We start from the raw sequence: 12,535 nt of genomic DNA on the forward strand, positions 1-12,535 counted from the left end.
GGAGCCCTTCGTTGTTTCTTGCGCCGCTCGGGCGCTGCCAGAACGTAACTGGTCAGTGTTCGCCGAGGTCGCGCACAGCACCGCGGTCGGCGGAGGTGGCAAAGGCGGCATAGGCCTTGAGCGCCGTCGTCACCTTGCGCTTGCGCTGTTCGGTCGGCTTCCAGCCCTGGGCGTCCTGCTCAGTGCGGCGACGGCTAAGTTCCGCCTCGTCGACGCGCAGGCTGATCGTGCGGTTCGGGATGTCGATGTCGATCATGTCACCTTCGCGCACCAGGCCGATCGTGCCGCCATTGGCCGCTTCCGGCGAAACGTGGCCGATCGACAGGCCCGAGGTGCCACCGGAGAAGCGGCCGTCGGTGATCAGCGCGCAGGCTTTGCCGAGGCCCTTCGATTTCAGGTAGCTCGTCGGATAGAGCATTTCCTGCATGCCCGGGCCGCCCTTGGGGCCTTCATAGCGGATGACGACGACGTCGCCAGCCTTGATCTCGTTGCCGAGGATCGCCTTGACTGACGCATCCTGGCTTTCGAAGACGCGGGCCGGGCCGGAGAACTTCAGGATGCTCTCGTCGACGCCCGCGGTCTTCACGATGCAGCCGTCGATCGCGATGTTGCCCTTCAAGACGGCGAGGCCGCCATCCTTGGAGAAGGGATGTTCGACCGAGCGGATGACGCCCTTTTCGCGGTCGGTGTCGAGCTCGTCCCAGCGCGCTTCCTGGCTGAAGGCCACCTGGGTCGGGATGCCGCCCGGTGCCGCGCGGAAGAAGTTGCGAACGGTTTCGCTGGTCGTGCGGGTGATGTCCCAGCGGTCGATGGCGTCGCCGAGCGTGGCGCTGTGGACCGTCGGGCAATCGCGGTTGATGAGGCCGCCCTTCTCGAGTTCGCCGAGGATCGACATGATGCCGCCGGCACGGTGCACGTCTTCCATGTGCACGTCGCTTTTCGCCGGAGCGACTTTCGACAGGCAGGGAACCTTGCGCGACAGGCGGTCGATGTCCGCCATGGTGAAATCGACCTCGCCCTCGTGGGCCGCGGCGAGAATGTGCAGCACGGTGTTGGTCGAGCCGCCCATGGCGATATCGAGCGCCATGGCGTTTTCAAACGCCTTCTTCGAGGCGACCTTGCGCGGCAGCACGTTCTCGTCTTCCTGCTCGTAATAGCGGCGGGCGAGATCGACGACCAGGTGGCCGGCCTCGACGAAGAGGCGCTTGCGGTCGGCGTGGGTGGCGAGCGTCGAGCCGTTGCCGGGCAGCGACAGGCCGAGCGCTTCGGTCAGACAGTTCATCGAGTTGGCGGTGAACATGCCGGAGCAAGAGCCGCAGGTCGGGCAGGCCGAGCGTTCGATGACCTTGACGTCCTCGTCCGAGACGTTGTCGTCGGCTGCGGCGACCATGGCGTCGACCAGGTCGAGTGCATGCGTCTTGCCGTGCAGCACGACCTTGCCGGCCTCCATCGGGCCGCCGGAAACGAAGACGGCGGGGATGTTGAGACGCAGCGCCGCCATCAGCATGCCGGGCGTGATCTTGTCGCAGTTGGAGATGCAGACCATGGCGTCGGCGCAGTGGGCGTTGACCATGTACTCGACGCTATCGGCGATGATTTCGCGCGACGGCAACGAATAGAGCATGCCGTCGTGACCCATGGCGATGCCGTCGTCGACGGCGATGGTATTGAATTCCTTGGCGACGCCGCCAGCAGCCTCGATCTCGCGGGCGACGAGCTGGCCAAGATCCTTAAGGTGCACGTGGCCGGGCACGAACTGGGTGAACGAGTTCACCACCGCAATAATCGGCTTGCCAAAATCGCTGTCCTTCATGCCCGTCGCGCGCCAGAGGCCGCGGGCACCGGCCATGTTGCGGCCGTGGGTGGTGGTACGTGAGCGATAGGCAGGCATGGCATGTTCCTTCACGGACAAGTGGTATTGCTCGGGAATGGCGATCCCTGATCGCCACCGAAGGGGCTACCTAGCGCAAAATTGCGCGCGCGTCATCTTTTGCGTCAGATTATTTCGACGCTGCGCGCGCTGTCGCGCCAGGCTTTCGCCGCTTCGGAAATCAAATCTAGACCGCGGCCGGCGCCTTGGACAACACCCGCCGAAGCGCTTTACGGAAATCTTATGTCGAGCGCCTGAAGTCGCAATCGAAACTGGACGCCTGACGGGTCTAGCCTTGTCGCATCGAATAGGGATGCGTGCCATGTCTCTCCAGGATTTCAACATCAACCGTCATTTGCCCGGGGCTCTACGCGAGGTCGATGCGGGCCCTGAGCTCACCGGTGGCGAAAGGGCTCCGGAGGCGCTCGATGCGCTCATGCTGCGGCTCACCGGCGTTCGCCGCCTGCGCGAGCACCATGTCTGGGAGGCGGTGCGGGTGATCGCGGACCTGCCGGACCTGACGGCTGGAGAATGGCCGTCGCGTCGGTTCCGTGAACTGATGGCCGCCGATGCGCTGGTCGATGCCGTCATTCACCTGACGTCGGCGACCGAAGCGAAACTGTGCCTTCGAACGCTCAGTCACGAGTTCGGGCTGTGGACCTGCGCGCTGCGCTATCAACCAACCGGAGCCGGCCGCATCACCTTCAAGGCACGGCATGCCGACCTTGCCGCGGCGATCCTTGGCGCCTTCCTGCGCTCCTGCCGCGGCCATCAGCTTGCGGCTGCTGCCGGCCGTGGCCAACTTCCCACCTGAAGGATATTTCCATGAACATGCATTCGCTGCGCCTCGAAGGCGCGATCACGGCGCTCGTCACGCCGTTCCGGGACGGCAAGGTTGATGTCGTCGGCCTGATGTCGCTCGTGGAATGGCAGATCCGACACGGCATTTCCGGCGTCGTCGCCTGCGGCACCACCGGCGAGGCGCCGACGCTGTCGCGGGCGGAACGGGCCATGGTGATCGAACGCTGCGTCGAGGTGGCGGAACGCAAGATCCCGGTTATCGCCGGAACCGGCACCAACAGTACTGCGACGACGATCGAACTGACGGCGGAAGCCAGAACGCTCGGCGCCGACGCGGCGCTCGTCGTTGCGCCCTATTACAGCAAGCCGTCGCAGGAGGGGCTTTATCGCCACTTCGAGGCGGTCGCCCGGGCGGTGGATCTTCCCGTCATCATCTACAATGTGCCCTCGCGCACCGGGGTCGATCTCGCCGCGCGGACGATCGAGCGGCTGGCGGAGCTTCAAAATGTCGTCGGCATCAAGGACGCCACCGGCGACGTCGGTCGCTTCCTGTCTTCGTCGCCAGCTCTCAAGGCCAGGCTCATGCAGCTCTCGGGTCACGACCAGACGGCGCTGCCGTTCAATCTCTGCGGCGGTCACGGCACCATCTCGGTGGCGTCCAATGTCGTGCCGCGGCTGGTGGTCGCCATGCACCAGGCTGTCACGACCGGAAATGTCGCAGCGGCGCTCGCCCTTCATGAGCGGCTCCGCCCGCTGCTCACGGCGCTGGAGCGCGAGACCAATCCGGGGCCGGTGAAATACGCGTTGCACCTGGTGCGGGCGCTCAGCCCGGAGGTGCGTCTGCCGCTGACGCAGGTGGCGCCGGAGACGGCGGCCGAGATCCGCGCGGCGCTCGAACCGCTGACCGAGCTTCCAGCCTCCACTCAGATCGGCCGCGGGGTGCGCATCGCGCTTGCTGGCTGACGGTTCGTCATCGCACGGATCTGTCGTGCCCGATTGCCGCGGCGGCTCCCGCCGTCCGCATCCATCTCACCCGAAAGGAAAGACCATGTCCCGTTTCCCCCATCTTGCCGCGCGCGCCGCTGAGCGCCGGCGCGTCGAAAGCAGCGAGCGCGCCGAGCGCCTTCCGCCCAGGGACAGCGCCGTTCGCGATGCCTTTCTCGGTATCGGCATCAGGCTCGCCGTCGTCCTCGGCCTTGCCTACGGCATCCAGGCGGCACTTCCGTGGATTGCCGGCTAAGGCTTCGCTTTCGTCAAAAGGATTGTTCGATCATGGGCAGTATGCAGCAGATCCGTCGTGGTTTCCTGGCGCGCGCGCGTTTCGTCGTCGGCCGCGACCGGCACGGCTGGTGGGTCGTATCCGACCGCAAGGGTCTCGTCGGCGGCCTCTTTACCAATGAGAGCGCCGCAATCCATTTCGCCGTGGAAGCGAGCGACCGGCATCCGGAGGAGGTGTGTCGCGCGCCGGAAGGGGCGGCCATCGATCTTGATACGTTTTCGCGCAGGCCGAGGGCCATGCGACAGCGCCGGCGCGGCGCCTATGCCTGACGCCGCATCCTGATGCAGGCGTAAGGAAGAAACCCCACCAGCTCGGCGCTGGCGGGGTTTTCTCTTGTCGGGGTGCTGCGCTGGCGGACGCTCAGCCGAGCGAAGCGATCGCCTCGTCGATCAGCGCTACGATCTCCTTGGCGTGCGAGGCAAGGGAGGCGTGGCTGGCATCGAGCGTGATGATCTTCTTCGCCTTGATGCGCTCGGCCATCCATTGTTCGGTTTCCGGCGGGATCATGTGGTCGTGGCGCGAGACCTGGTACCAACTGGGCTTCGTCTTCCAGGCGGGAGCCCCGGCCTTGTCCTCGAAGCAACGCCCGGCGATCGGTTTCTGTGCGACCGCCATGACCAGTGCTTCGGTCTCGCTCAGGTCCTGGCCGAAACTCTCACGGAACGTATCCTGCGCCAGCCAGAGGAAGCCGTCCTTGTCGGGACGGATGCTGGCGGCGCCGGATGGCGGCTCGCGCCTTGCAAAGATGCTGCCGAGGCTGTCGCCTTCATCCGGCGCGAAGGCCGCGACATAGACGAGCCCGACGACGTTGGCCGCATGACCGGCGCCGCTGATAACAGCACCACCATAGGAGTGGCCGACGAGCAGGGTCGGGCCCTCGAGCGATTCGGCCAGCTTGCGGGTGCGCTCGACGTCGTCGGCAAGCGAGGTCAGCGGGTTCTGAACCGCGGCAATTCTGTAGCCCTTGGCGTGGAGCGGCGGAATGACGTGGCGCCAATGGGAGGCATCACCCCAGGCGCCGTGCACAAGCACGATGTTCTTGACTGCCGGCATGATCAGTTCCTTTCGCTCGAATGGAGAGGTGCTCGGTTCGGCATCACACTCGCTCGTGGTGAGGCGAGGCATGCTGCCCGTCGTCGGTTTTGGTGGGTTCCCTTGCTTTGCGCCTGGCGCGTGGCAAGGCGTTGAGATTGCGGACGTAAATTAGGGCGGGAAGGCGTGCGTTCCATGACGCAAACCACAAATTTTCGTGACGGAAGACCAACCCTGCGCGTCCCCGCAGGCGGTGGCCGCGATGGCAGGCCGATGGCGACAGGATGAGGAGAAGACGGGGTCCCAGAGCGGCGTATTGGGGCTACGGGGCATCGCTCTGGGACCGGTTGCGCCCAGGAGGCGGGCTGTGCTTCCGGGCGCATCGGCATCAAGTCACCGCGAAGCCGATTCGACAATGCGCCCCGGACCTTTGCCGGCCCCCGTCGGACCAAAGTCTGAGCGTTGGCTGTGGGCAACTTGGCGCACAGCGTTTTGATCAAGGCCGCGGCGAGCGGGCCGTTCGTCTGTTGCTGCCAGAAAGAAATCGAGGGAAACGAAAAAGGCCTTTCGATTTCTCGAAAGGCCTTTGAATTCGAATGGTGGGCGTGACAAGGATCGAACTTGTGACCCCTACGATGTCAACGTAGTGCTCTCCCGCTGAGCTACACGCCCATCCGATGTGGCGCATAGACCACAAAAGCCGTTGTCGCGTCAATAGGGTTTTCGAAGGTTTTTTGACAGAAATTTAGAGGCGGTGATTTTCCCCATGGGGGCGGCGTCGATGAGACACCGGCAAGACGCCGGATTTGCTGGGTTTCTGCTAAGGTATTGAAACGAAAAGACCGCCGGAGATCCCTGTGGATCGCGGCGGTCGGTTCTAAGTCGCATTCTTTACAGTCGCGGGACGTCGCGCCTGTGGAAAACTGCCTTGATCAGGCAGCAGCCAGCATCTTGTTGACCTCGTCGACGAGGTCACGCAGGTGGAAGGGCTTGGACAGCACCTTGGCATCCTTCGGCGCCTTGCTGTCGGGGTTGAGCGCAACGGCGGCAAAGCCGGTGATGAACATGACCTTGAGGTCCGGGTCGAGTTCCGTCGCGCGCCGCGCCAGTTCGATGCCGTCCATCTCAGGCATGACGATGTCGGTCAAAAGGAGCGAGAACGGTTCTTCGCGAAGCCGGTCGTAAGCGCTGGCGCCGTTGTCATAGGACATGACCTTGTAGCCGGCCTTTTCCAGCGCCTTCACCAGGAACCGGCGCATGTCGTTGTCGTCTTCGGCAAGAAGGATTTTCGCAGTCATGAATTGGGCCGTGCTTCTCTTTATTCAGTTCATTGCGCGTAGATTGCGGCGTTTTATCCAAACCGCAACGCGGTAAATATCTCGTGAACGCGGGACGTCAATTCCCCGGGATGCTGTGATTGGCCACTATGGACACAGAGCGGGCCAACTGGCAACATGATGACAATTGCAAGTACCGCATATGGTAAAAAAGGGTTCAGATGGGGGAAATTGCGGAGAGGGAACTGTTCGAGGTCCTTGAACCTCCAATCCAGCGCATTCCCTTTGTGTTCAATTCGCCGCACAGCGGCCGCTCCTATCCCCAGAGTTTCCTCGACCAGTCCAGGCTCGACGCGCTTTCGATTCGCCGGTCGGAAGACCACTATGTCGATGAGCTGTTCCAGAACGCGACGTTCCTCGGCGCGCCGATGCTGCTTGCGCATTTCCCGCGCGCCTTCCTCGACGTCAACCGCGAGCCATACGAACTCGATCCGCGCATGTTCGACGGGCCGCTACCGCCGCATGCCAACATCAGCTCGATGCGCGTCGCAGGCGGGCTCGGAACGATCCCGCGGCTGGTGGCCGAGAACATGGAAATCTATCGCGGACGGTTCCCGGTCGAGGACGCGCTGACGCGGATCGAGACGATCTACAAGCCCTATCACGCCACCTTGCGCAAGCTGATCGCCCGCACCCATGTGCAGTTCGGCCTCTCGGTGCTGATCGACTGCCATTCGATGCCGGGCAACGTGCATTTGCCGGGCAGCGCCCAGCGGCCCGACTTCATCATCGGCGATCGTTACGGTACCAGTGCTGCCGGTGAGCTTTCGCGCGCTGCGGTCGATCTGCTGCAGCAGCTCGGCTACAGCGTCGTGCGCAACAAGCCCTATGCCGGCGGCTTCATCACCGAGCACTACGGCCGGCCGACGCGCGGGCTGCATGCGCTGCAGATCGAGATCAACCGGGCGCTCTATGTCGACGAGGCGACGCTGGTGCGCAAACCTGGCTTCGGTGCGCTGGTTGCCGATCTCACGACCTTCATCGGCTCGCTTGCCCGCCACGTCGAGGACTACGGCGCTTACCTGCCGCTGGCGGCCGAGTAGCCTTTCCCAAAAATCAGGAACAACCGGCAAAGCGGGATGGCGTCCAGCAAGGTACTGGCGACGCTTGGTATTTTGCTGTCGGGGAGGTTCAAAAAAAACCGCGCCAACGGCGCGGTCAAGTCTAGGGAGGAAACACCCAAGGAGGGTATTTACAGTCACAGGTGACTGTAGGAAAACCATAATATTGCACTGCACAAATGTCAAGTTTGCCGGTGAAAACTTTTGCGTCGCGTCAAAAGTTTTTCAGCCGGAAATGGCGAATCAACCGATTGAATTCTCCAAAGTCGCGTTTGAAGTGCGAAGCGGTCGTGGTGCAGTGCGAAATGCTTCGGCCCTGACGCCGACGACGCCCGCAGGTGGGCGTGCTCGGTCGTTTGCCTTTCGACAAATTTCGTCTATGCAGGACGTACCTTCCTCCATGTTTTTCAGAGAGATCGCCATGTTGCCTGACCGCGCCTTCTTCGATCGCCTTGCAGATGCCGCCAAGGCGGAAACCCTGCCGCGCTTTCGGATCGGGACCAGCGTGGTCAACAAGCTGGAGAGCGGCTTCGATCCGGTAACGGAAGCGGACCAATCGGCGGAAGCGGCGATCCGCGCGCTGATCGAGGCGCATTTCCCGGACCATGGCATTCTTGGCGAAGAGCACGGCAATATTGGCCTCGACCGCGAGTATGTCTGGGTCATCGACCCGATCGACGGCACGCGCGCCTTCATTTCCGGCTTGCCGGTCTGGGGCACGCTGGTCGGCCTCTATCGCAATGGCGATGCGGTCATGGGCCTGATGGACCAGCCTTTCACCGGCGAGCGCTATTTCGCCGACGGCACGAAATCGGTCTACCGCGGGCCGGGTGGCGAGCAGGTGCTTTCGACCCGCGCCTGCAGATCGCTTGACGACGCGGTGCTTTTCACCACCTCGCCGCATCTCTATTCCGGCGATCTCAAGACCCGCTATGAGACGGTGCAAAGCAAGGTGCGTCTGTTCCGCTACGGCTGCGATTGCTACGCATTCGCGCTTCTGGCCGCCGGCCATGTCGATCTGGTAATCGAATGCGGGCTGAAGCCCTATGATGTCGGCGGGCTCATCCCTCTGATCGAGCAGGCCGGCGGCATCGTCACCAACTGGCAGGGCGGTCCGGCGGAAATGGGCGGCGAAGTTATTGCTGCCGGCAATGCCGAACTGCACGCGCAGGCGCTGGAAATCCTGAAGGGCTGATGCGCCCTGCGCCTCGCGCGGCGGTCCAGACATCCGTAAAATCAACGTGTTACAGTGACCTTTGCGCGTCTGATAGGACGTGCGGCGCTGTAGCGAGCGACCGCTTGCTTCAGGCGGCGGTGGTTTCGCGCGCGTCGCCTTCTTCGGGGATGACGAAGGCGAGGATCGCCGCCATCGCCTGGGCGCGGTAGCGGTCCGCCTCGTGCAGCAGCTCGTGTCGGGCGCCGTCGATCGGGATCATCTGGGCGGCGCGGAAATTGCGCGCCAGCCATTCGACCGCGATATGGGGTACCAGCCGATCGGCCGTCGGTGCCAGGATGATCGTCGGCAGGGTGATGCGGGTCAGATGCTCGCGGCGGATGACCCGGCGCATGGCGTGGAAAGCCTCGCTCAGCCAGCGCGCCGTCGGGGGGCCGAGCCTCAGTTCCGGATGCGCATCGGTTAGCGCGGTGTTGCGGGCGTAGCGGCGGCGATCGGCCGTCAGCACGTTGTTTTCGAAGGGGCGGTTGCCCTTGTCGGGATGTGCCGGCAGGGCGCCGAGGCCGACCAGCCGCATGAAGGTCGCAACCGTCGCGATGCTCTTTTCGCCGAGCGCCTGGCCGCCAAGGCCGACGAAGGGTGCGAGCACCACCAGCCGATCGATGCGGCTTGCCAGCATCGGGGCGAGGGAGAGGGCAACGAGAGCGCCCATGGAATGGGCGACGATCGAGAAGGGCAGGCGAGTATCGGGCAGCACGATCTGTTCCAAGAAGGTGCTGAGGTCGCGCTCATAGTCGGAAAAGTGGTCGACATAACCGCGTCCGGGGTGGGCCAGCAGCCGCTCGGAACCGGCCTGGCCGCGCCAGTCGAAGGTGGCGACCCAGAGCCCGGCCGCAGTCAGATCAGCAATCGTCTCGAAGTACTTCTCGATCGATTCGTTGCGGCCCTGCAGCAGAACGACCGTGCCGCGCGCCACCGGCTGCTTCGTCTTGAAGATTGCATAGCGGATCTTGCGGCCGCCGATGCCATCGAAAAAGCCAGCGACATGATTGTCCGGGATCGGATTGTCCGGTGTCGCGTGGAGGATCGAGGTCATGGGGTCGTGGCCGGAGGTGAAAGCGTGTTGATCGGTAGCATCAAGGGATAGGCGGCAGGGTCTTCGCCGTCAAAGAAAAAAGCCGGAAACGGTGGGTGAAATCCGGACGATCACCGTTTCCGGCCGCTGAAGGGGAAGGGACATGTCACTTCAGCCTGGGCGTTGCGGCCCAGGATTTTGTTTTAGTCCCGCCGGGCTGAACGGAAGCCGAAGCCGGCGTTCATGTCGGGTTCACGGAAAAATCGTCGGCGGGGGCGTCTTGAAGTCGTCAAATCGCCTCCCCAAATCAGGGTCACGGGCGCCGAAGACGGGTCCGTTCACCGGTCCTGCCACTGCCAGAATGGGGTGGCCGACCAGACATCGCAAAAGTTGCTCCAAGGAGGACACCATGCGTCACTTCGATTTCTCTCCCCTTTACCGCTCCACCGTCGGATTCGACCGCCTGTTCACCATGCTCGACAGCCTCGGCCAGCCGGGTGAAGCCCAGACCTACCCGCCCTACAACATCGAGCGCACCGGCGAAAACGCCTACCGCATTACCATGGCCGTTGCCGGTTTCGACGAGAGCGAGCTTTCGATCGAGGCGCGTGAACACACGCTGACGGTCAAGGGCGAAAAGGCCGAGGACAAGGGCGAAGAAAGCCAGTTTCTCCATCGCGGCATTGCCAAGCGCGCCTTCGAGCGCCGCTTCCAGCTCGCCGATCACGTGGAGATCAAGTCCGCTTCGCTGAAGAATGGCTTGCTGCACATCGATCTTACCCGCGAGATCCCGGAAGCCGCCAAGCCCCGCCGGATCGAGATCGCGTCGGTCGCATCGCAGCCGAAGCAGATCGAGGCTCAGACCCTCTGAACATCATGCCCGAACAGGGCATGAAATAGACCTCCCACAAAGAACGGCGTCCTCTACGGGCGCCGTTTTTTGTTGTCGGATCAATCAGGGCTGGGCCGGTACCGGCATGGCGGAAGCAGCCGCTTTCCTTGCTGCATAACGCTGGGCAATCACCGCGCAGGCCATCAGCTGGATCTGGTGGAACAGCATGACGGGCAGCACGATCGCGCCGATGTTCTGGCCGGCGAAGATGGCGCTTGCCATGGGGACGCCGCTCGCAAGGCTCTTCTTCGAGCCGCAGAAGGTGATGGCGATCTCGTCGGCCTTGTCGAAACCGAGCAGGCGGCTGCCGTACATGGTGACGGCAATCACGAGCGCCAGCATGACGATCTCTATGACGACGAGCACGCCGAGATCGGTCAGAGAAAACGTCTGCCACAGGCCGGAGGTGACCGCCTGGCTGAAGGCGAGGTAGACGACCATCAGGATCGAGCCGCGATCGACCGGCGCCAACAGTCCCTTGCGGGCGCGGATCCAGTTGCCGATCACGGGCTGCAGCATCTGGCCGATGACGAAGGGGGCAAGCAGCTGCAGCAGGATCTGCTTGACCGCATCGAGCGTGACGGTGCCATGGCCGCCGGCGGAAAACAGCAGCCCGACGAGCAGCGGCGTCAGGAACATGCCGAAAATGTTGGAGGCCGACGCCGAGCAGATCGCGGCCGGCACATTGCCACCGGCCATGGAGGTGAATGCGATCGACGACTGCACCGTCGAGGGCAGCACGCAGAGGAAGAGGATGCCGGTATAGAGCGATTGCGGCAGGATCGAATCCGGCACGAAGCCGATCGCAAGGCCGAGCAGCGGGAAGAGCACGAAGGTCGAGGCAAGGATCGTCAGGTGCAGGCGCCAATGCAGGATGCCGGCGATCACCACGTCGCGCGACAGGCGCGCCCCGTGCAGGAAGAAGACCATGCCGACAGCCACCTTCGTCGCCAATCCGAACCATTCGGTTGCCTCGCCATGGATCGGCAGGACGGATGCAAGCAGCACCGTCGCCAGAAGCAGGATCGTGAAGGTATCGGGAAGGTAGCGGCGCATATCAGCTCACTTGCTCGTTAACGAACGTCTTGCGGGGATCGCTCATTGTGAAGCAGGATGCAAGGAATAACAGTTATCACGAAATGAGATGAGCCATGTTGGATCTCGTGCAGTTGCGCAGTTTCGTCGCCCTCGAACAGATGGGCAGCTTCACGCTTGCAGCGAAAAAACTATCGCTCGGGCAATCGACGGTCAGCCAGCATATCCAGCGGCTCGAAGCCTCGCTCGGACGCACGCTCGTCGATCGCGATACGCACCGCGTTTCGCTGACGGCAGACGGGCAGGCGCTGCTTGCCCACGCGCGCTCGATGCTGGCGATCGACGGCGAGGTCCGGGCGCTGTTTGCCGAAAGCAGTTTGCGCGGCCGTCTCCGCCTCGGGGTCTCCGAGGACTTCGTCATGAGCCGGCTGCCGGCGGTGCTGGAAGACTTCGTCCGCGCCCATCCGTCCGTCGATCTGGAGCTCACGGTGGCCTTGAGCGGCGTGCTCTACCAGATGCAGGACAATGGCGAAATCGATCTGGTGCTTGCCAAGCGCAGGCTCGGCGACCTCAGAGGCGAGCTCGTCTATCGCGAACCGCTGGTTTGGCTCGCGCGCGATCCCGAGAGGATCAAGCGCGACAAGGTGCTGCCGCTGATCGCCTTTCCGCCGCCGAGCATCACCCGCAGCGTCGCGCTCGAAGTGCTCGACCGCCACCGCCTGCCGTGGCGGATCGTATGCACCTGTGGCAGCCTCAGCGGCCTGACGGCGGCGGCCCGAGCAGGCATGGGCGTGCTCGTGCAGCCGCGCAGCATGGTGCCCTCGGGGCTGAAGGAAATCCCGGCCGGGCTCCTGCCGCCGCTCGAAGACGTGGAATTCGTGCTGGTGCCGAGCAAGGGCGTCGACCGAAAGCTGAGTGCGGCGCTCTCGGTCGAAATCCTCGCCAATCTGAGGACCCTGCAAGGGCAGTCTTGAAGGCA

At 63.5% G+C, this 12,535-nt stretch carries 13 protein-coding genes and 1 tRNA gene; 8 read left to right on the forward strand and 6 right to left on the reverse strand.

Features of this window, described 5'->3' with window-relative positions; all coding sequences use genetic code 11:
- Positions 1–52 precede the first annotated feature (52 nt).
- The gene (ilvD, locus tag IB279_RS28645) at positions 53–1,891 is read right to left on the reverse strand and encodes a dihydroxy-acid dehydratase (protein WP_034786822.1); all 1,839 of its coding nucleotides are present in this window, start codon (positions 1,889–1,891) and stop codon (positions 53–55) included.
- Positions 1,892–2,192: 301 nt separating this feature from the next.
- Here ilvD and IB279_RS28650 point away from each other — a divergent pair, with 301 nt between their 5' ends.
- The 4 genes from IB279_RS28650 to IB279_RS28665 all read left to right on the forward strand — a co-directional run bounded on the left by IB279_RS28650 (position 2,193) and on the right by IB279_RS28665 (position 4,219).
- The gene (locus IB279_RS28650; protein WP_034786821.1) at positions 2,193–2,684 is read left to right on the forward strand and encodes a hypothetical protein; all 492 of its coding nucleotides are present in this window, start codon (positions 2,193–2,195) and stop codon (positions 2,682–2,684) included.
- Positions 2,685–2,695: 11 nt separating this feature from the next.
- Positions 2,696–3,634: a 4-hydroxy-tetrahydrodipicolinate synthase gene (dapA, locus tag IB279_RS28655; RefSeq protein ID WP_034786819.1), complete on the forward strand. Its 939-nt coding sequence runs from the start codon at positions 2,696–2,698 to the stop codon at positions 3,632–3,634.
- Between the two features lie 85 nt (positions 3,635–3,719).
- Positions 3,720–3,911, forward strand: coding sequence for a hypothetical protein (locus IB279_RS28660; protein ID WP_060530585.1), 192 nt, complete (start codon positions 3,720–3,722; stop codon positions 3,909–3,911).
- 32 nt (positions 3,912–3,943) lie between these two features.
- On the forward strand, positions 3,944–4,219 hold the full coding sequence (locus tag IB279_RS28665; protein WP_051659088.1) for a hypothetical protein: 276 nt from the start codon (positions 3,944–3,946) through the stop codon (positions 4,217–4,219).
- 91 nt (positions 4,220–4,310) lie between these two features.
- On the opposite strand, the gene IB279_RS28670 is transcribed toward IB279_RS28665, so the two are convergent.
- From IB279_RS28670 to cpdR1, 3 genes are all read right to left on the reverse strand, one after another.
- On the reverse strand, positions 4,311–5,003 hold the full coding sequence (locus tag IB279_RS28670; protein ID WP_034786814.1) for an alpha/beta fold hydrolase: 693 nt from the start codon (positions 5,001–5,003) through the stop codon (positions 4,311–4,313).
- A gap of 576 nt (positions 5,004–5,579) precedes the next feature.
- Positions 5,580–5,654, reverse strand: a tRNA-Val gene (locus IB279_RS28675).
- A gap of 260 nt (positions 5,655–5,914) precedes the next feature.
- Positions 5,915–6,280, reverse strand: coding sequence for a response regulator CpdR1 (gene cpdR1 / locus IB279_RS28680; RefSeq protein ID WP_034786813.1), 366 nt, complete (start codon positions 6,278–6,280; stop codon positions 5,915–5,917).
- 200 nt (positions 6,281–6,480) lie between these two features.
- On the opposite strand from cpdR1, the gene IB279_RS28685 reads away from it, so the two are divergent.
- Entirely contained in the window at positions 6,481–7,362 is an 882-nt protein-coding gene (locus tag IB279_RS28685) for an N-formylglutamate amidohydrolase (RefSeq protein ID WP_060517614.1), read from the forward strand.
- Positions 7,363–7,801: 439 nt separating this feature from the next.
- Positions 7,802–8,575: a histidinol-phosphatase gene (gene hisN, locus IB279_RS28690; RefSeq protein WP_060604796.1), complete on the forward strand. Its 774-nt coding sequence runs from the start codon at positions 7,802–7,804 to the stop codon at positions 8,573–8,575.
- 109 nt (positions 8,576–8,684) lie between these two features.
- Here the strand turns inward: hisN and IB279_RS28695 are convergent, their stop codons facing one another.
- A complete protein-coding gene (locus IB279_RS28695; protein ID WP_112771920.1) occupies positions 8,685–9,650 on the reverse strand; it encodes an alpha/beta fold hydrolase in 966 nt (321 codons plus the stop codon).
- 388 nt (positions 9,651–10,038) lie between these two features.
- On the opposite strand from IB279_RS28695, the gene IB279_RS28700 reads away from it, so the two are divergent.
- Entirely contained in the window at positions 10,039–10,500 is a 462-nt protein-coding gene (locus IB279_RS28700) for an Hsp20 family protein (protein WP_034786801.1), read from the forward strand.
- An 84-nt stretch (positions 10,501–10,584) separates the two neighbouring features.
- On the opposite strand, the gene IB279_RS28705 is transcribed toward IB279_RS28700, so the two are convergent.
- Positions 10,585–11,577: a bile acid:sodium symporter family protein gene (locus tag IB279_RS28705; RefSeq protein ID WP_060517617.1), complete on the reverse strand. Its 993-nt coding sequence runs from the start codon at positions 11,575–11,577 to the stop codon at positions 10,585–10,587.
- Positions 11,578–11,672: 95 nt separating this feature from the next.
- Between IB279_RS28705 and IB279_RS28710 the strand changes: the two genes are divergently transcribed.
- Positions 11,673–12,530 carry a LysR family transcriptional regulator gene (locus IB279_RS28710; protein WP_192340102.1) on the forward strand — a complete coding sequence of 286 codons (858 nt, stop codon included), beginning with the start codon at positions 11,673–11,675 and terminating at the stop codon, positions 12,528–12,530.
- The last annotated feature ends 5 nt before the right edge of the window (positions 12,531–12,535 follow it).

Source organism: Ensifer sp. ENS06, from assembly GCF_014852205.1.
In the GTDB taxonomy this organism is placed as follows: domain Bacteria; phylum Pseudomonadota; class Alphaproteobacteria; order Rhizobiales; family Rhizobiaceae; genus Ensifer; species Ensifer adhaerens.

Bases quoted from the DNA above. Each gene is read 5' to 3' on its own strand.
- IB279_RS28685 (WP_060517614.1), top strand. From the start codon at position 6,481: ATGGGGGAAATTGCGGAGAGGGAACTGTTCGAGGTCCTTGAACCTCCA.
- IB279_RS28650 (WP_034786821.1), top strand. From the start codon at position 2,193: ATGTCTCTCCAGGATTTCAACATCAACCGTCATTTGCCCGGGGCTCTA.
- cpdR1 (WP_034786813.1), bottom strand. From the start codon at position 6,280: ATGACTGCGAAAATCCTTCTTGCCGAAGACGACAACGACATGCGCCGG.
- IB279_RS28710 (WP_192340102.1), top strand. From the start codon at position 11,673: ATGTTGGATCTCGTGCAGTTGCGCAGTTTCGTCGCCCTCGAACAGATG.
- IB279_RS28665 (WP_051659088.1), top strand. From the start codon at position 3,944: ATGGGCAGTATGCAGCAGATCCGTCGTGGTTTCCTGGCGCGCGCGCGT.
- IB279_RS28705 (WP_060517617.1), bottom strand. From the start codon at position 11,577: ATGCGCCGCTACCTTCCCGATACCTTCACGATCCTGCTTCTGGCGACG.
- IB279_RS28700 (WP_034786801.1), top strand. From the start codon at position 10,039: ATGCGTCACTTCGATTTCTCTCCCCTTTACCGCTCCACCGTCGGATTC.
- IB279_RS28670 (WP_034786814.1), bottom strand. From the start codon at position 5,003: ATGCCGGCAGTCAAGAACATCGTGCTTGTGCACGGCGCCTGGGGTGAT.
- IB279_RS28660 (WP_060530585.1), top strand. From the start codon at position 3,720: ATGTCCCGTTTCCCCCATCTTGCCGCGCGCGCCGCTGAGCGCCGGCGC.
- IB279_RS28695 (WP_112771920.1), bottom strand. From the start codon at position 9,650: ATGACCTCGATCCTCCACGCGACACCGGACAATCCGATCCCGGACAAT.
- ilvD (WP_034786822.1), bottom strand. From the start codon at position 1,891: ATGCCTGCCTATCGCTCACGTACCACCACCCACGGCCGCAACATGGCC.
- dapA (WP_034786819.1), top strand. From the start codon at position 2,696: ATGAACATGCATTCGCTGCGCCTCGAAGGCGCGATCACGGCGCTCGTC.
- hisN (WP_060604796.1), top strand. From the start codon at position 7,802: ATGTTGCCTGACCGCGCCTTCTTCGATCGCCTTGCAGATGCCGCCAAG.